The sequence below is a fragment of the Paenibacillus sp. AK002 genome (assembly GCF_053903045.1).
Genome location: NZ_CP096377.1, coordinates 2796355 through 2817251, shown reverse-complemented (window position 1 = coordinate 2817251; position 20897 = coordinate 2796355). Strand labels below are relative to the sequence as shown.

The following is a 20897-nucleotide window of genomic DNA, read 5'->3' as shown; positions in this document are numbered from 1 at the left end:
ATGAAGAAGGCAAAGGATCGCCCCTGTTCTCCCTCTTCATGCGCTTTTACAAAACTTACCGGCTGTTGAATCGGTCCAGCGCAGACTGCTGGATCTGAAGCGCTTCTTCGATCCCCATTCCCTGTACCGTTTGGACAAATTGATCGAAGCCGCTGATCGGCTCCACGCCCATAATGAATTTGTTGATCATCTCTTCGTAATACGTATTAATATCGTTCATGATCGAGGCATAACGCGTGCTCTCTTCTGCCGTTGGCGAAATAATCGGCATCAATCGGTCGTTCTCCGCCTTCATCCATGTCTCAATGGCCGCTTTTTGCTGAGGAAGCGCAGAATACTGCTCGACGTAACGGCGATCCTGAACGAAAGGCCCCGAATAACTGGCCAGGTTGTATTTCGACAACGCTTGGGTGATTGACAGCCCATCCGGATTTTTCATCACCTCTTCGGTATAGGTCGGGTATCCGTCCTTCATCTCGTAGCTGACTCCCTCAACCCCGAAATTAAACAGCATATGCCCTTCTTCCCCATATTTGTAATCCAGCCATTTCACCGTTTCCGCCGGGAACTTGTTCGCTTTCGTCACAGCGGCCCCAAATCCGTTGAACGGCGAATCCTTCTGTCCAAGAAGGGGCGTGTCCCCTTTCTTCAGCACAACGTTCGGTGCGCCCGCCAGTTCGACGTCCGGATTGCTTTTTAGCATGAGCTCGGAATAGCGGCCGAGGCTGCTGCCCATATATCCGGAGAAGGCACCCACTTGATTGTTGGTCACTTTGGCATCTTTGAGCGTCCCGTCCGTTGCCGCATAATCCTGATCGATCAGGCCTTCGGCATACCATTTGCTCATCGTCTCCAAATAAGATTTGAATTCCGGTTGGATAGGGCCATACTGGACCTTCCCGTCCACCTGATAAAATCCTGTCGTAATTCCCCACGCGCCGACAAACGCATGGTTGATACCCGTCATATCCATATCAAGCAGGAGTGGGATTTCATCCGCCTGGCCGTTCCCGTTGGGATCCTGGGTCTTGATTGCCTTCAATACTTCATACCACTCGTCAATTGTTTCCGGCACTTGCAGTTTGAGCTGATCCAGCCAGTCCTTGCGGATGATAAGGCCGTTAAAGGTCAGCAGATATTCGTCGCCGCGAATGAACGGGAAAACGTAAATGTTTCCATCATCCGTCGTAATCAGCTTTTTGTATTCCGGGTGTTCGTTCAGCAGTTTCGATAAGTTCGGAGCATGCTCTTCAATCAGCTCATTCAGGCGAATGATCGAACCGTCCGATATCGCTTTATCCGGCCCTCCGGATACGTTGGCCCAGCCATACTCCACGACATCCGGCAAGTTGCCCGACGAGACCATAATGTTGAATGCGTCGGCCTCCTGCCCTGCCGGCGGATGCTGGAACTTAACCTTGGTCCCTGTTAATTTCTCCATTTCCTGATAGGCGGCAATGCCGTTCATATCCTGCATCGTTGCCGATGCGTTGGCATTCAGCGATACCCAATAGGTCAGCTGGCCGGGATACCCCGTTTCTCCGCCTGAGGCAACGCCCGTTCCCTCCTTGCCTTTGTCGCCGGCAGGCTCCTCGGCTCCCGAGCCTTTTCCGCTGCACCCTGCAATCATAGCCACAATCAGCATGAATATGGCCAGCCTCGTCATACGTTTCCGGTTTGTTTTCAAATCACGACGCCTCCCTTTTTTCCTAAATGAATGATCATCCGAAATGTTCAGGCCGAGTTGATGCCGGCCCTGACTCAAATATTAACGCTGAAGCGCTTTCAACGTATATCGTACAGTTTCTGGATCCATATACAGCGATTAAGAATTGAGATGATCATTTCTTAAGGTGGATGATAGGGAATGCAGGGTTTCCTTGTATTTTCCCGGGGTGATCCCTTCGTATTTCTTGAATACCCGGATAAAACCGACATCGCTGGTATAACCGACGGAACGGGCGATGTGCGAAATCGTATTTTTGGCATCCCGCATCATTTCCTTGGAGCGCTCGATCCGAATTTTGGCCAGGTAATCGGTCAGATTGGTCCCGCTGTTCTTCTTGAAGAAGGCCGACAGATAGGGCGGCGTGATATCGAATTGCTCGGCAATGGAAGCCAGGCTGATCATGGCATCGTCGTGATGCTCTGCAATGTAGCTTTTTATCTTATCCAGGAGCTGCGAGGAGGAATCGCCTCTCTGGTCTCTGACGTACAGGCAGACCTGGCCGAACATCCATTTCACTTCCCGGTACAGCTCCTCTACCGTGCTGCCTTCGGTAATGTCTTCGATCGATTTGCCTGCCTGACCGAATACGTCCTCGTATTTCAAATTTAAGGCATTGAGCAGCTTGAACATCGTGCTGAGCAGGTTCGCGAACATGAGTCGGCCGAGCTCGGGCGAGATGGATTGACCGCTGAAGTTGTTGTGGTACAGACTTTGAATGATATCCTGAGCCTTATCCGTATCCCCGCTTTTCATGGCGTTAATGAGCTGAATTTCCGTCTCAATGGGAAAATCATAATACACCCCCGTTTTCTGCTTCATTTCATCGTAGAATAAAATCGGTTTATAGGCCGTAAAAATGGAATATTCCAGCGCCTTCAAGCTTTCGGTATATCCGCTGGCCAAAGATCCAAGATCCGAACGGATATCGCTGATCGCGATCGTGATCTCGGATTTGAAGCGCTGTTCAATCACCAGCTTCACTTGTTCCGCCCAATCGTACAGCTCGCCCGCCTTGTCCTGCAGAGGTTCCGGCATATTCAGAATTATGGCAACCTGGTTCTTCTCCAGATCCACGGAATACGCGGTAAAGGGATGAATTTCTTCGGCCACCTTCCCGGTGACAAAGCGGATCAGGGCCCATTCGCTTTCCCGTTCGTTATGAATGAACCCGCTGGCATCCCTCAGCTCGATCAGGGCAACGGCAAAGCCGGGAAACGGAAACGATATCCCCATGAATTCCAGGGCATGCTCCGACATATCGGCCGCATCCACGTTTCCCTTCAATAAACGCTGCAAAAAGTTGGACCGGATCACCGGCGTTTGCCTCGACAATTGCTCCTTCATCTCCGTCTGCTTGCCAAAGGAATCGGCCATCGTGGATTTGATGAAATCATATTCGTTGCGTACCTTTCCTTCCTTGACCGGATGGGATTGGCGGATAAAGCGGATAATGTCGCGCAAGGGATAATACGCCCGGTACGTCATGTACGCGCAAGCGGCAACTCCGGCGGCCAGGCAGATAACCAGAACGCCGGCGGCCATTCGTTTGACCATATTCACCTTTTCCATAAACACTTTTTCCGGCACGACCGACACGTACTCCCACCCGCTGCGCGCGGATCTGGACGATACCGTCATGACGGCCTGCTTATCCTCAGCTTTACTCATATTGGATACTCCGGTTTCACCGGCACGAAGGATCACTTGACCGCTGGCATCCTTAATGGATATCGTTCCGTTGTTGGTTTTCACGATCTCCTCGAGCAAGCCTGTAATCTGCCTTTCGTCGATCAGCATGACAAGGGCGCCTTTGGGGTTGTTTTTCTCGCCAAATGGAAGCGTTTGCATATATGTGAGCATTCGTTTCTGGTTTAGGCCTTTGCCGACCTCCGTTACGGGCAGATACCGGTTGAAATGAACGCCGCGCAGTATATCCGCTTGGTATTGTTGAAAGGTTAAGCTTTCATATCCGTAGATATCGGAGAACAAGACGCTGGACGTCGTTTTTAAGGTTGGGCTGAGAACCGTATCGCTCTCATCAAGATATACATAAAAATCGGTGATAAAACTGCTGCTGTTTCGGTACCGCTGCATTTCCTGCATGAAGGTGTAGTAATTGTAGTGCTCCGCTCCGTTTTGAGGGGATCCTGCCTTTAACAGCGCATCCAGTCTCGGATGTGAAGTAATGTTTCGGGAAATCAAATGCATTTCATCCAATCGGCTGTCCACGACCTGCTTGGCCTGTTCGATGAGTGCCATGTTGGAGTTGTTGGCATTCTCGATCATAATTCGCTCGATTTGGGTATACAGACCCCAGAACACGATGACTGGGATCAGCAGTACCACAAGATAGGACATGAGCAACGTAACGAACACGGATACGCGATTGGAACGCTCATTTCTTGCAGTGGTTGTCGTCAATTTCCCCATACCCTCATTCCTTCCATTCTTTAGATGTGTTCTTTCCGCACTTACATTAATTACATCATACTGTTTTTATTTAACATGAACAGGTTTTCTTCAAAAATGTTAATGCATCACGAAATTGTATCATACTCGAACGCTGCGGCTTCCTCTACGATGGAAGTGATCCGGTTTCATGACCGGAAATCGATATCAGTCGGGAGGGAATGGATGTGAAACGAATGGCTCTGATTGTACTCATGCTGATTACGGGGCTTCATGGCTTTTTGCCGCCCCCATTGGCATGGGCAGAGGGCGAACGAGATCAGGTACAGGAGGGTTTGCTTGTGAACAGCGGTTTTGAGGCAACGGAGGCGGGGTCCAGCTGGTCAGGCGGAATCAAGCCGGCAAATTGGGGACAGTGGCTTCCAACAGGCTCGCCCATATTGGGAGTAGATTCGGGAATATTCAAGTCCGGGAAACAATCGGTCAGCATCGAAGGTCCCGCAGGAACGGCCAGCCGGGCAGCCATAACCCAGTCCATCCCGGTAGAGGTCGGGAAAACGTATCGGATCAGCGGCTGGGTCAAAACGGAGTCCGTCAGCAATGCCGCGCTCATTCGATATCAAATGAAGCGAACCGGCACCAGCAATGTGCTGGTTCATGTCGGAACGCTCAAGGGCACCCAAGACTGGACCTATATGGAGAAGCTGTTCACCGTTCCGGATAATGCAGCCTCACCGCCCCTATTGACCGTTGAGCTGTTTCTGGAAACCGGAACGGGCAAAGCTTGGTTTGACGATGTGTTGGTTGAGGAGCCGCTTCAATCCATCGCGATCGAACCGGATGTGGCCTATCTGAATACGGGCGAGACCATAACACCTTCCGTCCGTTATGAGCCAGGCTCGTCACCTCCCCCTCAGCTGCAGTGGTCTGCGTCCAATCCGGAAGTCGTGGAAGTGACGGATCAAGGTGACGTAACCGGCCTTTCCACAGGATTTGCAACCGTAACGGCAGTGATTTATGACGGTGCTCATACCTCCTCAATGGCGGTTAGCGTCAATGCGCCGGACACCTTGCTGGTGGACGATTACGAAGGCGAAACGGCTCAAGGCCAAGCTTTGCTCGGGCAACTGTCCGCGCTCGACAGCAGCGGTGCCGACCTTACGTATCTCCTCATCTCCAAGCCTGCGCACGGCATGATTACCGTAAAGGAGAACGGCAGCTTTACCTACTATCCCGACAGCGGCTTTAGCGGAGCGGACCGCTTCCAGTTTGCTGCCCTGCAGGCTGATACGGGCGGCGCCAAATTCGGCCAGGGCACGATCCACGTTACCCCTGTGAATGCTGCTCCCCTGCTGGATTTGGAATGGGGTTATACGACGATGAACACCTCCCTTTCCGGCCAATTCAAGAAAGCGGAGGATCCGGATGGAGATCCGATCGCATGGAAGCTTGAAGCACCGCCCGCACAGGGTACGGTTCAAGTGGATGCCGAGGGTACTTATCGATATGCTCCCAATGAAGACTATCTGGGGTACGACCGTTTTCGCGTATCGGCTGAAGATGGACGTGGCGGACGTACGGAAAGCGATATGCTGGTCTTTGTCGGGCCGACGGCAGATCGAATTTCGGAATCGCTACATGCATCCGCCCGTTCCCATCCCCGTCTTCTCGCATCCATGGACGATTTGAACCGCTCCAAGCAATTGCTGGCAAGCGGAGATCGTTATATGACGGAGTGGATAGAACTCTTGAGAAATCAAGCAGACCCCGTCCTTGCGACTACGCCGCTAACCTACCAACCTAATGGGGGCAATGCCTACATGCTGCGCGACCGCTTGATTCCGACCGCGCTCATGTATCGCTTGACCGGCGAATCCCGTTATGCCGAACGTGCGTGGCAGGAACTGGAGGCGATGACGCACTACCCCGATTGGGGCGGCAGAACCAACAATATCCTTGCCTTGTCCGAATTGTCTTTTGCCGTTGCGTTGGCCTACGATTGGATATACGACGATTTGAATGAAGCTCAGCGAGCCCAATTGAATGCGGCGATTCGGGATCATGCGCTTGCTGTCGCGCTCGATTGGTACCGGGGTGAATTCCGCCATAACGGGGAGCACAATAACATTAACCTGGTAGACAACGGAGGCCTTGGCCTGCTTGCGTTAACCGTTGCGGATGAGCCTGAGACCGAGGATCAGGCTCTGGAAGTCATCCAGAGCACGTTTCAGAAGCTGCAATATGCGCTCCGTCACTATACGGAGGACGGTTCTTGGCCGGAAGGTCCTGCTTATTGGCATTATGGAGGCCAATACTTGGCCATGTATATTCAAGGCTTGAATAAAAGCCTGGGCACCGATTTTGGGCTATCCCTGCTGCCGGGATACGAGGCATCGGGCGCATATCCGTATCATTTGCTAGGCGAAGGCGGCGTGTTCAATTTTTATGATGGCGGCGTCAGCTACAACATGTATGAATCCTTATGGTTCGCCTCGTTCTTCGATAAACCTGAATACGCCTGGTTTATTGGCGATCTGTATGAGCGCAAGGGCTACTTCCACCCTCTGTATCTGGTGTTTTACGAGCCTGGCATGTTTGAAACGGCTCCGACGGAGCTGGATCGTTTCTTCACCGGCATTGAATCGGCCTCCATGCGGAGCGCATGGGATGATCCCTATGCCTTGTTTGCTTCCATGAAAGGCGTTAACGAAACGATGCGAAGCCATAACGATCTGGATGGCGGTACCTTCGTTTTTGACGCGTTGGGCGTAAGGTGGGCATCCGATCTGGGGAACGAATCCTACAGCTTGCCCGGCTTCTGGGATTACAATTATAATCGCTGGACGTATTACCGCAAAAAAACCGAGGGACATAATACCATCGTCATCAATCCCGTCCAGAATCCGATTGTTCAGCAAGAGCCTTACGGCACAGCCGTTACGATAAAAAAGGAATCGAAGCTAAGAGGAGCCTATACGATTCTGGATATGACCGACCTGTACCGGAAAGACGCAGGCGAGATGTTAAGAGGAATGAAACTCTCCGCCGATAGACGCGAACTGGTCGTCCAGGATGAGATGAAACTGAAGCTTCCTTCAGAGCTGTATTGGTTCATGCACACCGGAGCGGACGTGGAGATTGTTGCGAATGGACGCGCCGCCATTCTTTCACAACTGGATAAGCGGCTGTATGTTGAGCTGGTCGAAGGACCGGCCGGTGCCCGGTTCTCCGTCATGGATGCAGCGCCGCTGGCGACCTCCCCGAATCCGGATGGCCAATCCAGCAACGAAGGCATGCGCAAGCTGACCATACACCTGGAGCACGTCCAGAATGTCCGGTTGTCCGTTCGCATGGTTCCTTTATACGCAAACGATCCGATACCTCCAGCGGAGACGGGGTATACTCCTCTGCTGGAATGGACCATACCTGACGGCGATCTGCCCGAACCGGCAGCCCGACCTATGGTTAACCGTTTATTAATGGACGGAATGCCGCTCCATGGGTTTCGTCCAGAATTCACGTATTATGAAGTCGGACTTCCGTTTGATGCTCCCTCTCCGCCTGTGATGACGGCCGAAGCGGAGCATGCCGTGTCCATTGATCAGGCAGAAACGATCCCGGGTACGGCAACCATCGTCATTCAGAACGACGCTCAACCGAATCTGAGCAATAGATATACCATCAAATTCACCCGGAATCCCGCCATAGGCGAACCGCCGGACCATCTAAAATATCAGGTGGAGCAGGTTACCGCGAGCGCCGTTCCCGAATCGGCGAACATTCCGGAACATACCGTCGACGGCAACCTCAGCACTCGCTGGTCCGCGCCGGGCACGGAATACGTACAGCTTGACCTGGGTGAGCTGAAGCCAGTGGGCGCTGTTTCGCTGGCCATATATTTAGGGGATACCCGTAAAAACCGGTTTGATGTTCTTGCCTCCGTCGATGGCGAGGAATGGTCGACCATCTACGAGAATGGGCTGACTTCCGGTACGACTGTACAGCCTGAAACTTTTCTTGTGGAGCAAACGACAGCCCGGTACATTCGGATACTGGGCAAAGGAAATAATGCCAACCCGTGGAATAGCTTCACCGAAGTCGGCGTGTACCCGCTAGCCCCGATCGTAATGCGCGTGGAAGCTTCGGATGAGCTCAAACTGGGCGAATCGGGGCAAATCGAAGCCTGGTACGGCTTTCCGGGCGGGATGCGTGAACAGGCGGAAGAGCTGACGTACACATCCGATGCTCCGGATATCATTCAAGTGAGTTCAACCGGACGGATGAAGGCGATATCTCCGGGAAGCGCTGCGATCTCGGTTAAGGACCAACGTTACGGATTCGTTGAAACGCTCCATGTCACGGCCGTATTCGATGGAAATCAGCCTTTTCTCCGGCTGCTGGGCAAGGATCTAATGACTTCCAAGACAACGCAGCAGCTTCGGGCTGAACTTCTTCACCCCGATGGCCGCAAGGAATCCCTCGCCAAACTCAGCTATCGCAGCAGCAACCCCCATATCATCTCCGTTAACGCACAGGGAGTTGCCCGCGCGAATCAAAGAGGAAATGCCGTTGTCAGCGTAACCGACCGGACGAGCGGCAACACGGATTCCATTGCTATAACCGTCCGTTAAGTCCAAGCGGCTATATTGAGATATTCGCCACTGTTTTGCGAATACGGGTTATAACCAGGAAAGGATCGTCCCCGGGGGGACGATCCTTTTTTATTTTATCTATGCAACAAGTTAATGTTCATATATCATTTTGCGGGTCATGCCGCCGTCCACCACCAGATGGGACCCTGTTACAAAGTCATTCTCCGGATCGGTAAAATAAAAGCAGGCTTTGGCGATATCGGCCGGAATCCCGACCCGACCCGCAGGGTGCTGCTTATGGTCCTCGGATCGAAGCACTTCATAATCCCCGGTTTCAATCCAGCCCGGACTTATGCAATTTACCCGAATTCCATCGGGCCCCAGACTAACGGCCATGGCATGGCTCAACGCAACGATGGCTCCCTTGGAAGCCGCATAAGCTTCCGAATTCGGCTCGGACATGATGGAACGCGTGGAGGATATATTGACGACAGCCCCGCCATTCCCACTCTTTTTCATATATGCGGCAGCCTCGCGGGTAGCCAAAAAACAGCTTCTGGCGTTCGTGTTGATTACGTCGTCCCATTCTTCAACCGTAAGCTCATATGGTGATTTCCATCGGGAGACCCCTGCGTTGTTTATTAAGATATCGATGGTGCCCCCATATTGGTCCGCTTGGTCCATCAGGCGTTTAATCTCTTCTTCCTTCCTCACATCGCAGGGGATGAAGACGGCATGAAATCCTTGATCCTTCAAGGTGTTTGCCGTCAGATTGCCCTGCTCTTCATGAACATCGCTTACTATCACTCGAGCTCCGCTAGCCGCATAAGCCTCAGCCAATCCCCGGCCTATCCCGTTCGCAGCGCCCGTTATCACGACCGTTTTATCCTGAAATTTCATAGGCAGCTCCTCCTTCTCCTACATTATATACCACAGGAGAAGGCGTCATAAAATGAACCAGCCTCTTATTTAGGCTGTTCATAACCCCGGACCACGTGAAGATGCGCTCTGGGGTGCCTGACGAATCCGTAGTACCGGGTTCCCTGAAAACGAAGCAGTCCCTCGTCCCCTTCGGCGCACATGCCGAATTCCTCGCCGTTTACGGCAAATTCCATGCGATCTCCGCTCTCCACTTCGAATGTCAAGTAATAGGTGGTACGAGTACGGCTCGACATCGTATCATCCGTCTGCTGTGTATGTTTCACTTCCGTTCGCTTGCTCACAATTTTGGAATCGACCGCTAGCAAAGGCTGTCGGTTATTCTGACTCCATTGCAGGATTCCCTTACCGGCCGACAGCAAAATGATCCCGATGACGACGATGAAAAACACGGGCATAACGCTGCCGAAAAAATCGAACATCCAATCTGACCCCGATCCCATACGGCTCCCCCCTCCACCTTGTCTTGAAATATGTATATGCTTTATGTCGGACAATTTAACTCCTACATCATGGAAAGTTTGATTGAAATTTTAAAGAACTTGTCCCTTTCTGGGAGCGTCAAAAAAAGCTGATGCCGGCACTTTGCCAGTCATCAGCTTCTTCATGGAACCTTATAACGCCCTGATCCATTCATTGTCTTCATGTTGTTCATACCCGCTTAATCGTAAGCCAATCTCATCCATTTCATCGTTTCTTCTTGTCCCGTCATTTCATGGTCCTGCGGTGTCATGTCCTGCTCATTCCAGCAAGCCAGGCATTGCTCCTCCGTCTGACATAAACATGCATCATCGCAATGGTAGCACAAGCGAAGGAAATTTATCGTCATTTGATCGGTATGCATGAGGATCGTCCCCTTCCAAACATTTTGACGTACCTGATTACATCTTTATAGTAGCATACAGGTTGAATATTGTTTGTGATTTATTTCACAATTCTTTGTGTTTATAAAGGCTTTATCGGAACCGTTGGTTTTAGCCGATAAAGCCTTCGTCATCGAGAGCGTTTTCGATTGGCGAATCAGATCCTGCTTGTATGCTATTAGCCGGTATTACAACCCCTGCCAGGTTACGCCGCCGTCACTGCTTTTCATCAGGCGCGATCGGTTTTTGTCCGTCGTTTCAATCAGCATCCAGCCGACATCCGACGATGTGAATTGCAATTTGACCACATTTGGATATTTTGCAAGATTATCGGACAGCAGCTTGCTTCTAGGGAATGGCGTCCAGGTCTTGCCCATGTCGCTCGTATGATAGACGATGCCGTTCACCATTCTCCATCCGTCATGCAGACGACGGAAGACAGGCTGGATGGTTCCCTTCCCGCTATTTCCCGTCATGGGAAACGACACTAAATTCCATGACTTCCCCGTATCGGCCGTAAAGTAACCCAAATAGTTCGCCTGATCTTCCTTCACGCAGGTAACCGGTATATACATCTCGCTTCCGCTACCGCCTTTGCCCAGATACTTGGGCGTCCCGGCAAAAACGGAACCGCACGCATCCAGCAGTTTGCTTTTGAATACTTGGCCGGAAGACTTCCACTTCTGTCCTCCGTCACGTGTTATATACAACTTGGAAGATTGCATTTCACGGATGGTCGCAAATCCGACAAGCGAATCCGTGAACGTTAATCCGATGACGGATCCGGTTCGCGGAATGACGCTTCCCGGAATTCGGGATGTTGGATACTCCGTATTCTGCATAATCTCATCCCATAATCCGCCATTATTGCTGGTGTGAAACAGCGACTTCTCTTCCGATCCCCGGGAGAGATCGCCTTTTGCCATAATCCATCCCTGCTGGGATGAAACGAAGGACATTGCCGTGACGACTCCCGTCTCCGGAAGCGAAGAGAGCTTCCAGCTGGCGCCACCGTCGGTCGTATTGAGCAGGATCGTTTCGGCCGATCTCTGTTTGTTTCGTATAATCCAACCATGATTTTTATCCGTGAACACGATGTCTTTCCCATACTCCAGCTTGTCAACGAATTGGACATTGGATGATGGAGAGATATCAACCCAAGTCTCACCGTAATCTTGGGTTTGATAGAGACGCAGTTCTGTGTTCGTGATCCCCCAAGCAATCCCTGTTGACTCACTGAGCAGATGGAAATCCGTCAACCGTGTATGTATCTGATATTTGCTTTTTTCCTCAGGTGCTTTCATGGCCGTATCCGGCGTTACTAGTGTGATGGTCTGACCTTCTTCTTCATCTTCAATCGATTCAGGAGGGTCTTCTACAGTAGAAGTTTGCTGTTGTTGTTTTATCGGTTCTGAGGTACAGGCTGCTAACGTGAATACAATCATCATCAGCATACCGAGCCAGAATATAAAACGTCTAGATATCAAGAATTCTTCCTCCTCTTATTCGATGTCATGCCGGCAAGTCTGCTTTTTCGACATTATAACATATTACATCCTACGGAAATGTAAAGAACCGGCTTGCAAAATTTACAATACTGTAGCTTTTTTGATAGCGTCATTCTCAGATGCATAAGGATGTTTCTATTATGGAAGACTTTTGAGGTGTGCGAATGAGCAAGTCATTACATACAAGGAGGTGAACTTTCATGGCTAAACCTGATAATCGCGAAGACAATGTCGAACATTTGCAGCAGGCCGTCCAAAACACGATCGAGAACTTCCGTGAGGCGGAAGATTATCTTCAGGAGTTCGGGGATGAGATTCCCGCAAGCGAGAAAGAACAGATTCAAGACCGCAATGCTCGTCGCGAAAAGAGTATTTCCGGCTTCCGGGAAGAGATTAAAGACGAGGCTGCCCACCAGCAAGGAGAATAATCTGCAGACCGCAAAGAAACAGGAGGAGCTTATGAAGCTCCTCCTGTTTCTTTGCCACGCTATAGTGGGCTCTTTCTGACAATGACGCCTTTATAATCCTTTAATTCTTGGGGCGCATCCGTAATAAAGTGCCTGATCGCCTTCACCCTTGATTCCAATTCCATCGTATCGTTCGAACCTACCTGCACAACCGATGCAGACGCTGTCGCTATCACGTCCAGGCAACCCACATGAATCGTTTTATGGTCATGTATAACGTCTAAGTCTACTTCTGACGGAAGCTGCCATGCAGGTATGGATCTCGAAAAAATCGGATAGTCCTCATAATTGCCTTCGTCCTCAAAAAAAACCGGAACTTGACGTTGAATCGCCAATGCTCGGGTATAGGCATCGATATGTCCCGATTCGCCGCAAATGCATGCCGAACTATTAGAGATATTGATGATATATACGTTATCAACGAGTACATGGCGCTTCATGGTGCGGTACCCGGCGATAACGGAACGAGCGGGGTGATCTGCAGGGATTCGGAAGGAGTGTCGTAGATGGAACTGCTATTAATAACCCGGGTATCTCCGATCAACAGCACGGATGAGCTGGAGATCGCCGTAATACGGATCGAACCAACCCGGAGCTCTTTATTGATGACCGTCATTTTCATTCGTATTCCTCTTTCCTTGTTGCAAATGATGAAGATGATGCTCGACTGCCGTATCGATTTCTTTTTTCATTTGATTTGCGATCGTTTGTTCAACATCACCCGGATTCATTGCGGTGCTGTTCGTTTGGTATTGCTGTAAGTAAACGTTGATACGATCTCCGAGTTGTTTTCGGATATCTTCTATCATCACCGAAGCATATTGATCTCCAAGTTCGTGATTGGACTGAGGAATCATTTGCTCGAGCCGCGCCGGCACCGCATGCTCCAAGTGGCTTGATACCTGCTGATGTATGTTTGAGTATAGATCTCTTCCGGCAGCTCCCGCCTGGAATTGTTCTGCCGGCTGGCCATTGACGGTGATATCCCCCAGAGACTTCCCATCTGAGGGTGTCAGTCCAATGTTTAAGGTTCCTTCCAATTTTTCGATTTTCAATAAATCAAAATTATATTCGACGTGATCCGTCGACTTTTGGTTGCCCTGCTGTAATTGATTTATTTCATTACGCATTTCCTTTAGCATTTGTTCCATTCTGTTAAGCTGCTCCGCCTGGGATTGAAGGCAATGGAACAATTGCTGGATATGGTATTGATACATAGCATCTCCCCCCCGCTCCATAATGATTGTATGCGTATGATATGAGCCTCATTCTGGCCGATATAGATCTTCAATCGGCGCAGGTAACGGAACCAGGGGGGCCATATTATTCGAAGGCTCGAACTCCGGAGCAGGGCCCGTAAAACCGCCCGTGTTATATATATTGGATAATGCGCGGATCTCACCTGCGGTTCCTATCTGAAGCACCGAGGAATTAGTCACCGCGTCAACCCGAAGCTGCTGTATATTAATGCATTGATGTACCGTTAGATTCACTGGGGCTCACAACCTTAATTAAGCATTAGGCGAATCAATAAGGTCCGGATCGAATGTATTCGTACTGTTGGCTTGGTTATTTGTTATATTCGTACCAATACTGTCCCCGGTGGTGAACGAGTTGGCGCCGGAATAAGCTTTTGTCGTGCTGTTTAAATCGATGACTCCTGTATTTCCAACCAATACCGTAGAACTGGGGCCCACGTTTACGATTTTCATATTGCCGATAATTGAAACCACAATTCCACCTCTTTGTTCATAATCGTCCGCTTGGATTTATTCTATGTGGTCGGATGCCCAGATGTCACTATAACATTCTTTCGCCCATACACTGGAAGCAAAGAACGTAGGAGGGATTATCGTGAGCTCAAGATCCAAAAAGCCGGACTGGTTGACACAGGACTCTTTCTTTAACAACAATTCCTTTCCATTTAAGGATCTGAATCATCTCAATGAGGATTATCAGCTGGATCCGACGATCATTGAGGATTATGTAAAGGATACGATACGAAAAGCGACTGCCGGAAATGAAATTCTTCCCGACCCGCACTCGCTTCGCTATGAAACGTTAGATACTCATAACTTTCTGATCGTGAAATGTTATGTGCCTAAACGCATTCATCCGGAAAATTTATGGATTCAGCTAAACCGGACGCAGATCAAAATCAACGGCTTGCCAAAAGAACAACACCAAACCATATCTTTACCCGTCCCCATTCTACCTGCGCAATCCGTTGCGACTTATAGACAGCCTACGCTTCAAATTAAGATGCCGAAAATGTCTCCCGGCCGCCTGCGTGATATCAATATTCGTTTCTTGTGAGATCAAACGGGTAACGACAAGGACAGCCAACAGAAGCACCGTTCAACACAACCTGCATGCCAATAGCTGTTGTTTGCAGGTTGTTTTGACCCATCTTATCTAGTACTTATAGATGCCTAAATTTGCGATATCGTAATGGCTTTTTTCCTTGTTTAAACCTTTATCATAGCTGCTTTGTAAGTGGTCGGGTGGTGTTTAAGGGGATGTAGCTAGATATAGCTTGAGGTGTTTACTATTGTGAATTTTTCATATGTTGAAATAACATAATCAAAAAAGGAATAAGCTGATTTCAGTTACGAAATCAGCTTATTCAAGGATCTATATGAAGGCCGCATGCCCGGGCCTGTTAAGCCTCGGATACGACCGTATAGCGCTCGTTGAGATGTTTAGGCTGCTCAAGCTCATCGAGCACCGCAATGACGTAATCGGCATAGCTGACATAGCTTTTACCGCTAGCATTGCCAATGACGTGATCTTTGCCCTCCTGATAACTGCCTGTTCGCCGACCTTCCGGATTAAAGAATGCTGCCGGACTAAGATACGTCCATTTTACATCCGAAGTTTGTTCCAGGTCCTTCAAATTCTCGCCGGCATGGAATGCCGTCGGATAATATTCTTTCGGAAAATCGGGCGTTTCTAAAAGTCGAAGCGTCTTGGCTTCGTCCACAAACAAGCTGCCCGCTCCTCCGACAACAAACAGTCTGGTATCCGTGCCTTTTAGTGCTTGTATCAGCACCCGGCCTACTTCCACATATTGAGTCTCCTGCCCAGGAGCCGCGCCAAATGCATTCACGACAACGTCGAACCGCTGAAGGTCGGCACCTGTCAGATCCAGCACGTTCTTCTCCAAAATGTTTATGCTGGAATCGGAGATTCTGGATGCATCACGCACGATCGCCGTTACTTCATGGCCGCGTGCTTGTGCCTCCTTGAGAATCAGACTTCCCGCTTTCCCTGTCGCACCGATAATACCAATCTGCATTTCGAATCTCTCCTTTATCAATTGTGTGTACAAATGAGTGGTAAAAAAGACAGAGGCTACATTCCCCTTTTCAGCAATTCGCTGGATTCATGGAGAAGTTTCGCTAACTGTTCGCTATGCTCCTTCCCCAAGAGGGTGACATACTCTCCGTATAACTTTTCAAAATATTGGTTCAGTTCCTGGTATAACGCCATCCCCTCGTCCGTCAAGAAAATATGCGTTTCTTTCCATTCGGATTTGCGCTTTACCAGAAGTTTCTCCTCCAGCTTATCAATGAATCGGGTGCTTGTGGATGGAGCAATCGACAATTTATCGCTAAGCTCTTTCTGCGTAATTCCGGGATATTGATGGATCACCACCAGCACATAGGAGTACGTTGGGGATAAGCCGGCTTTTGCAAATGCATCCTCCGCCATCTTGGTCATGGAACGTGCAAACCGATTTGACGTAAAAAACAGGCACGAGCTTAAAATGGAATCATCGATGTTCATATCCAGCCACCTCTCATTTGTATATACAAATTAACATTGAACTATGTTATTGTCAACAACTTTATTTTAGTTAGTTTAAATACTTTTTCCTCTTTCGTTTGTATATAAGTTCGGTTTCAGCCGTAAGCATGCTCCACTGATGGTAGAACGAGTTACTACTGCTTTTGTGAATTTTTCATATGTTGAAATATTATTCTTTCCTCTATGGTTATAAACAAACCGTTGACCTTGACATTAATGTCAAGGTCTACACTGTATTCGAAGCTAATCCTTAAGGAGGTATACAATGAAACCGTCGAAACAACTTCAAGATCAAATGCTCGAAACTGAAACTCGTCAAACGCCGGCAAACGGCAGCCAAACCGCCGTAACGGTGCTGGGGCTCGGACCCATGGGGCAGGCACTGGCCGGTGCATTTATCAGGAGCGGCCATTCCACAACGGTGTGGAACCGGACAGCGGCTAAGGCTGACTCGCTGGTAAAGCAAGGTGCCGTGCTGGCTCCGTCCGTTAAGGATGCGGTGCTTGCCAGTCAGCTTATTATCATCTGCGTACTCAACTATGATGCAGTGAACGCCGTTCTGTCTTCTGAGACAAGTGCTTTGAAAGGAAAAACGCTTATAAACCTGACAGCCGACGTACCTGAACGTGCGCGGGAAATGGCGGAATGGGCTTTCCACAACGGAATTGACTACATCGATGGTGCCATTATGACGCCGATACCTACGATTGGGGAGCCTTCGGCCGTCATTTTGTACAGCGGGCCCGAAGACGTCTATCGCAGCCGTCAGAGTATACTCGACAGCCTGGGCGGAACCGCTTCGTTCCTGGGCGAGGATCCGGGTCGTGCAGCGGCATATGATGTGGCGCTGTTAGATGTGTTCTGGACAGCCATGAGCGGTTACGTACACGCGCTGGCCATTGCACGGGCGGAGAACATCGCTGCGGAAGACATCGCCCCTTATGCACACAATATCATTCGCATTATGCCGGATATCATGACCTATATGGCGCATGATGCGGATCGGGGCGTTTACCCTGGGGACAGTTCCAACCTGATCTCGAATGTAACGAGTATGGAGCACATTATCCACGCTGCCGAACATCATGGAATTGATAGCAGCGTCTTAATCGCAGCAAAAGCAATTGCCCAAAAAGCAATCCATGCCGGCCATGGAGAAGACGGCTTCTCCCGCTTGATCGAGTATAATCTCACCTCGCCATAATTTATCGATCACGCTCGCTGAAGTTTAATACTCGTATGAAACCTAACAACGAATAGGCAAGTCAAACAGGCGACTTCATGTCCCCTCTTGACTTGCCTATTCGTTGAGTTCGCCGTTTCCTTAACCTTTGACGGCTCCCTCGGTCAGACCTTTCTGGATATATTTCGAGATAAACAGATATACAATCAGAACCGGAATAACCGTCAATGATACTGCCGTCGCCATCAGACCAAAGTCCGTTCCGTATTGCGAGCTGATCTCATTGAGCAAGGCAACGATTGGACGGACATTCTCTTTGTTCACAAAAATCAATGCCGAGAACAAATCGTTATACGACCACATAAACACGAAGATGCTTGCCGACGCGAATACGGGCTGAGAGATCGGAACGAAGATCTTCACAAACATCTGCCACCGGTTGCAGCCGTCCATGAATGCCGCTTCTTCAAGCTCTTTCGGAATGGTTGCCATGTAACCGGCAATAACCAAGGTCGCAAACGTCAGATTGCCTGCCGTTTGCGGAAAAATCAAACCCCAGTATGTATTGACCAGACTGGTTTTGATAAGCAGCTCATAGACCGGAACCACGGTTGCAAACGCAGGAATCAGCAGCGTCGCATACAAAATGGAATAAATGGTTCGCTTTCCTCGAAAGTTGAACCTGGACAACACGTAAGCAGCTAATCCTCCAAGCAATAATACCAAGAATACGGTGCTGAAGGACATCACCAAACTATTGATATAACTTCTTCCGATATTAATGCGGTCAAATGCGTTCTGATAGTTAACAAACACCGGTTCCCAGGCGATGCCAAAGGAATTATTCATCACATCGCGGGATACTTTGAACGAGTTGTTCACGATCCAGAATAACGGATAGATGGTTGTTAAGGACCACGCTGTCAAAATCACGTACATCAACGTGGTGCCTAGACTAAACCGACGCTTCCTAACGCGCTGAGTTTTGTGTTCAACGACGATGGTTGGCTCCATAACAGTACACCCCTATAATGCTTAGTATGTAATCTCGTCTCTTTTCAACAAACGGTTGGCTATCAACGCAAGCAGCACGCCAAAGACCACCATGTATATCGCAACCGCCGATCCGTAACCAAAGTTCTGGTCCACCATGGCCTTTTTGTACATGTACGTCCCCAGCACCTCGGTTCCGTTCTGGCCGCTTGTGATGACCCAGATGAACTCGAACACCTTCAACGTACCCGTAATGGCAAGGGTAATGACGACCTTGATGTCACTCATGATAAGCGGAATTGTAAGCATCGTTGTTTTTTTGAGGCCCGTGATTCCTTCCAATTTTGCAGCTTCATAATAATCCGAAGGTATTTTGGACATGGCGGTCAAGAACAGAACGAAATAAAAGCCCACATAATGCCATACCGTTGGGATCGATACCGCTTTAAGCGCATTTTTCGCATCCAGCCACAATACCTTCTCGATGTTGAAATTCGCCAGCAAGTTGTTCAGCAATCCGAAGTTGTAGTTGTAGAAGAGCACAAACAACAAAGAAATAGCCGTACCGGATATAACCACCGGGAAGAAGAATACGGTTCGATAGAACCCTTTCAGCTTGGATATGTTATCTACCAGGACGGCCAGCACTAGCGCAATTCCCACCTGGAACACGATAACATAGAGCATAATTTCCAGCGTGTGCAGCGTTGCAGCGCCAAGCAGCTTATCCGTAACGAGTCTCTCATAATTAGCCCAGCCCACAAACTTTTTGTCGAAAAAGCCGCTTGTGCGATAAAAGCTGAGATACAAACTCTTAAAGAACGGATAATATAGAAAGATTGTCATGATGGCTGCTGCGGGTAATAAAAACAGCACAATGTACTTGCGATCACCCTTCATATTAATCACCCTTGATGTTTATTTTTCTTCATCGTCCATGCCGAAATGACTACGCCGCCCGAATGAAAGCAGAGGGGCGGCGTACGTCACTTTTATTTCTACCGTTTCTGATAACAACTATTTTTTGTTGGCATCCTCGGTTTTCTTCGCTTCTTCGATCGCTTGAGTAGGCGTTTTCTTGCCTTCTACTACAGGCTGAACGCTGGCACGAAGGTTGCCGAACGTTTCTTGCGAAACTTTACTGTCAACAGGTGCGCTGATGGAGGCTGCTTTTGCTGCCATAGCGAAGCCGTCGAGTGCGACTTGCGGCAATCCGGTCACTTCAACGTCAGCAGCAGGTGTACCGCCGTTAGCTGAAGCGATTTTTTGAATGGACGCCGGGGAAGTCAGGTGTTTCAGCAAAGCGATGGCTGTTTCTTTTTTGGCTGCATCGTCATAAGTGGCTTTGGAGAGGTAGAAGCCGGAACCGAATCCGCCTACGATATCATTGCCGCTGCCCACGCCGCCAGGAACCGTCGGGAATGGCACAACCGTGGAATTGTCGCGAGTATCGTCGCTCCAGCCGCCGATGGCCCAGGATCCTTCGATGGTCATGGCTGCCAGGCCTTCGCTGTAATAGTTGCCGGACATACTCAGGTCGATTGTTGCGGCATCTTTAGGGAATGCGCCGAGATCATACAATTCTTTCATAGCGGCATAAGCTTTTTCCCAGTTTGGATCGATGCCATCGAGCAGGCCTTTATTTTGTCCTTCAGGGCCAGCCGCAGACAAAATGGTATGCTCAATCAGGTAGTGCGATTGGTCAAACGGTACGGACAAAGGAATAATGCCTTTTGCTGCCAATGCCTTAACGGCGGTGGTCAGCTTCGCCCAATCGGTTGGGAGCTCCAGACCGTTTTCTTCGAAGATTTTTTTGTTAACGAACAAACCTTCGTAGAACCCGGTCAAAGGTGCAGCGTAAATGTTGCCGTCTTTCTGCTTCGCAAGCTCAAGCGCATCAGGAATGAATCCGTTCTTCCAGTCAGCGTCAGCGTCGAGAATTTCGTTCAGCGGCACGACTTTGCCGGCATTGACGAACCCTTCTGCGTCAGCCCCGATGAAGTAGAACAACAGGTCTGGCTCGTTGCCGCTGTTCATATCGGTGTTGACTTTCGTTCTGAAACCGTCATCATTTGCTGACATGGTGTCGTTATCAATTTTTACGTTTGGATGCTCTTTCGTGAATTCATCCAACGCGGCCTGGAAGGCTTCGCGAGCTGCGTCAGTTCCTCCGAAGGTCGAGAACACGCGAAGCGAAACCGGAGCGGCTTCATCCTTCTTCTCTTCCGCCGGCGGAGTTGTTTCCGTCTTCGGCGTTTCTCCTTCAGCGGCAGGAGTGTTGGTGCCACCGCTGTTTCCGCAGGCTGCGAGGAACATGGAGAGCAGCAGCATGACACTCATGAGTAACATGGAAGTCCTTTTCATTTCTAATCCCCCTAAGTATGTTTTCGGAACCTGATGTAAA

20 protein-coding genes are annotated in these 20897 nt (G+C 49.6%); 4 read left to right on the top strand and 16 right to left on the bottom strand.

Annotated features, from left to right (window positions below):
* Positions 1 to 55 precede the first annotated feature (55 nt).
* Together M1D70_RS12575 and M1D70_RS12570 are read right to left on the bottom strand one after the other, a co-directional pair.
* On the bottom strand, positions 56 to 1687 hold the full coding sequence (locus tag M1D70_RS12575) for an extracellular solute-binding protein (RefSeq protein WP_456289993.1): 1632 nt from the start codon (positions 1685 to 1687) through the stop codon (positions 56 to 58).
* Positions 1688 to 1825: 138 nt separating this feature from the next.
* Positions 1826 to 4159, bottom strand: coding sequence for an AraC family transcriptional regulator (locus M1D70_RS12570; protein WP_009589370.1), 2334 nt, complete (start codon positions 4157 to 4159; stop codon positions 1826 to 1828).
* 215 nt (positions 4160 to 4374) lie between these two features.
* On the opposite strand from M1D70_RS12570, the gene M1D70_RS12565 reads away from it, so the two are divergent.
* Positions 4375 to 8769, top strand: coding sequence for an Ig-like domain-containing protein (locus tag M1D70_RS12565; RefSeq protein ID WP_456290418.1), 4395 nt, complete (start codon positions 4375 to 4377; stop codon positions 8767 to 8769).
* Positions 8770 to 8880: 111 nt separating this feature from the next.
* On the opposite strand, the gene M1D70_RS12560 is transcribed toward M1D70_RS12565, so the two are convergent.
* The 4 genes from M1D70_RS12560 to M1D70_RS12545 form a co-directional block, all read right to left on the bottom strand.
* The gene (locus M1D70_RS12560; protein ID WP_456289992.1) at positions 8881 to 9630 is read right to left on the bottom strand and encodes an SDR family NAD(P)-dependent oxidoreductase; all 750 of its coding nucleotides are present in this window, start codon (positions 9628 to 9630) and stop codon (positions 8881 to 8883) included.
* A gap of 65 nt (positions 9631 to 9695) precedes the next feature.
* The gene (locus tag M1D70_RS12555; RefSeq protein ID WP_009589448.1) at positions 9696 to 10112 is read right to left on the bottom strand and encodes a DUF2500 domain-containing protein; all 417 of its coding nucleotides are present in this window, start codon (positions 10110 to 10112) and stop codon (positions 9696 to 9698) included.
* 218 nt (positions 10113 to 10330) lie between these two features.
* Positions 10331 to 10498: a hypothetical protein gene (locus M1D70_RS12550; protein ID WP_456289991.1), complete on the bottom strand. Its 168-nt coding sequence runs from the start codon at positions 10496 to 10498 to the stop codon at positions 10331 to 10333.
* A gap of 222 nt (positions 10499 to 10720) precedes the next feature.
* A complete protein-coding gene (locus M1D70_RS12545; RefSeq protein WP_009589407.1) occupies positions 10721 to 12019 on the bottom strand; it encodes a YCF48-related protein in 1299 nt (432 codons plus the stop codon).
* 221 nt (positions 12020 to 12240) lie between these two features.
* Here M1D70_RS12545 and tlp point away from each other — a divergent pair, with 221 nt between their 5' ends.
* Positions 12241 to 12468, top strand: a complete 228-nt coding sequence (gene tlp, locus M1D70_RS12540; RefSeq protein WP_009589405.1) for a small acid-soluble spore protein Tlp — start codon at positions 12241 to 12243, stop codon at positions 12466 to 12468.
* 59 nt (positions 12469 to 12527) lie between these two features.
* Here tlp and M1D70_RS12535 read toward each other — a convergent pair whose 3' ends face one another.
* Genes M1D70_RS12535 through M1D70_RS12515 form a run of 5 tightly spaced genes read right to left on the bottom strand, consistent with a single transcriptional unit; the run spans position 12528 to position 14219 of the window.
* Positions 12528 to 12947, bottom strand: a complete 420-nt coding sequence (locus tag M1D70_RS12535; protein WP_036670960.1) for a spore germination protein GerPE — start codon at positions 12945 to 12947, stop codon at positions 12528 to 12530.
* Positions 12944 to 13129 (bottom strand): hypothetical protein, encoded by a 186-nt coding sequence (locus tag M1D70_RS12530; RefSeq protein ID WP_036670963.1) that lies wholly within the window; start codon positions 13127 to 13129, stop codon positions 12944 to 12946. Before M1D70_RS12530 ends, M1D70_RS12535 begins: the two co-directional genes overlap by 4 nt.
* On the bottom strand, positions 13107 to 13724 hold the full coding sequence (gerPC, locus tag M1D70_RS12525) for a spore germination protein GerPC (protein WP_456289990.1): 618 nt from the start codon (positions 13722 to 13724) through the stop codon (positions 13107 to 13109). The genes M1D70_RS12530 and gerPC overlap by 23 nt, the downstream gene beginning before the upstream one ends.
* 48 nt (positions 13725 to 13772) lie before the next feature.
* Positions 13773 to 14000: a spore germination protein GerPB gene (locus M1D70_RS12520; RefSeq protein ID WP_009589402.1), complete on the bottom strand. Its 228-nt coding sequence runs from the start codon at positions 13998 to 14000 to the stop codon at positions 13773 to 13775.
* A gap of 18 nt (positions 14001 to 14018) precedes the next feature.
* Complete coding sequence (locus M1D70_RS12515) at positions 14019 to 14219, bottom strand: spore germination protein (RefSeq protein WP_235201895.1); 201 nt, start codon at positions 14217 to 14219, stop codon at positions 14019 to 14021.
* 142 nt (positions 14220 to 14361) lie between these two features.
* Between M1D70_RS12515 and M1D70_RS12510 the strand changes: the two genes are divergently transcribed.
* Complete coding sequence (locus M1D70_RS12510) at positions 14362 to 14823, top strand: Hsp20/alpha crystallin family protein (protein WP_009589458.1); 462 nt, start codon at positions 14362 to 14364, stop codon at positions 14821 to 14823.
* A 346-nt stretch (positions 14824 to 15169) separates the two neighbouring features.
* On the opposite strand, the gene M1D70_RS12505 is transcribed toward M1D70_RS12510, so the two are convergent.
* Positions 15170 to 15805 carry an NAD(P)-dependent oxidoreductase gene (locus M1D70_RS12505; protein WP_009589468.1) on the bottom strand — a complete coding sequence of 212 codons (636 nt, stop codon included), beginning with the start codon at positions 15803 to 15805 and terminating at the stop codon, positions 15170 to 15172.
* A 56-nt stretch (positions 15806 to 15861) separates the two neighbouring features.
* Positions 15862 to 16296, bottom strand: a complete 435-nt coding sequence (locus tag M1D70_RS12500; protein ID WP_009589444.1) for a MarR family winged helix-turn-helix transcriptional regulator — start codon at positions 16294 to 16296, stop codon at positions 15862 to 15864.
* Positions 16297 to 16582: 286 nt separating this feature from the next.
* Between M1D70_RS12500 and M1D70_RS12495 the strand changes: the two genes are divergently transcribed.
* A complete protein-coding gene (locus M1D70_RS12495) occupies positions 16583 to 17521 on the top strand; it encodes an NAD(P)-dependent oxidoreductase (RefSeq protein ID WP_456289989.1) in 939 nt (312 codons plus the stop codon).
* Positions 17522 to 17641: 120 nt separating this feature from the next.
* Here M1D70_RS12495 and M1D70_RS12490 read toward each other — a convergent pair whose 3' ends face one another.
* The 3 genes from M1D70_RS12490 to M1D70_RS12480 form a co-directional block, all read right to left on the bottom strand.
* On the bottom strand, positions 17642 to 18514 hold the full coding sequence (locus M1D70_RS12490) for a carbohydrate ABC transporter permease (protein WP_009589480.1): 873 nt from the start codon (positions 18512 to 18514) through the stop codon (positions 17642 to 17644).
* Between the two features lie 21 nt (positions 18515 to 18535).
* Positions 18536 to 19393 (bottom strand): carbohydrate ABC transporter permease, encoded by an 858-nt coding sequence (locus M1D70_RS12485; RefSeq protein ID WP_009589479.1) that lies wholly within the window; start codon positions 19391 to 19393, stop codon positions 18536 to 18538.
* A 117-nt stretch (positions 19394 to 19510) separates the two neighbouring features.
* Complete coding sequence (locus tag M1D70_RS12480) at positions 19511 to 20857, bottom strand: ABC transporter substrate-binding protein (protein ID WP_456289988.1); 1347 nt, start codon at positions 20855 to 20857, stop codon at positions 19511 to 19513.
* Positions 20858 to 20897 lie beyond the last annotated feature (40 nt).

Excerpts from the sequence above, each read along its gene's own strand:
- M1D70_RS12570 (WP_009589370.1), bottom strand. The coding sequence starts at position 4,159 with ATGGGGAAATTGACGACAACCACTGCAAGAAATGAGCGTTCCAATCGC.
- M1D70_RS12565 (WP_456290418.1), top strand. The coding sequence starts at position 4,375 with ATGGCTCTGATTGTACTCATGCTGATTACGGGGCTTCATGGCTTTTTG.
- M1D70_RS12560 (WP_456289992.1), bottom strand. The coding sequence starts at position 9,630 with ATGAAATTTCAGGATAAAACGGTCGTGATAACGGGCGCTGCGAACGGG.
- M1D70_RS12555 (WP_009589448.1), bottom strand. The coding sequence starts at position 10,112 with ATGGGATCGGGGTCAGATTGGATGTTCGATTTTTTCGGCAGCGTTATG.
- M1D70_RS12550 (WP_456289991.1), bottom strand. The coding sequence starts at position 10,498 with ATGACGATAAATTTCCTTCGCTTGTGCTACCATTGCGATGATGCATGT.
- tlp (WP_009589405.1), top strand. The coding sequence starts at position 12,241 with ATGGCTAAACCTGATAATCGCGAAGACAATGTCGAACATTTGCAGCAG.
- M1D70_RS12535 (WP_036670960.1), bottom strand. The coding sequence starts at position 12,947 with ATGAAGCGCCATGTACTCGTTGATAACGTATATATCATCAATATCTCT.
- M1D70_RS12530 (WP_036670963.1), bottom strand. The coding sequence starts at position 13,129 with ATGAAAATGACGGTCATCAATAAAGAGCTCCGGGTTGGTTCGATCCGT.
- gerPC (WP_456289990.1), bottom strand. The coding sequence starts at position 13,724 with ATGTATCAATACCATATCCAGCAATTGTTCCATTGCCTTCAATCCCAG.
- M1D70_RS12515 (WP_235201895.1), bottom strand. The coding sequence starts at position 14,219 with ATGAAAATCGTAAACGTGGGCCCCAGTTCTACGGTATTGGTTGGAAAT.
- M1D70_RS12505 (WP_009589468.1), bottom strand. The coding sequence starts at position 15,805 with ATGCAGATTGGTATTATCGGTGCGACAGGGAAAGCGGGAAGTCTGATT.
- M1D70_RS12500 (WP_009589444.1), bottom strand. The coding sequence starts at position 16,296 with ATGAACATCGATGATTCCATTTTAAGCTCGTGCCTGTTTTTTACGTCA.
- M1D70_RS12495 (WP_456289989.1), top strand. The coding sequence starts at position 16,583 with ATGAAACCGTCGAAACAACTTCAAGATCAAATGCTCGAAACTGAAACT.
- M1D70_RS12490 (WP_009589480.1), bottom strand. The coding sequence starts at position 18,514 with ATGGAGCCAACCATCGTCGTTGAACACAAAACTCAGCGCGTTAGGAAG.
- M1D70_RS12485 (WP_009589479.1), bottom strand. The coding sequence starts at position 19,393 with ATGAAGGGTGATCGCAAGTACATTGTGCTGTTTTTATTACCCGCAGCA.
- M1D70_RS12480 (WP_456289988.1), bottom strand. The coding sequence starts at position 20,857 with ATGAAAAGGACTTCCATGTTACTCATGAGTGTCATGCTGCTGCTCTCC.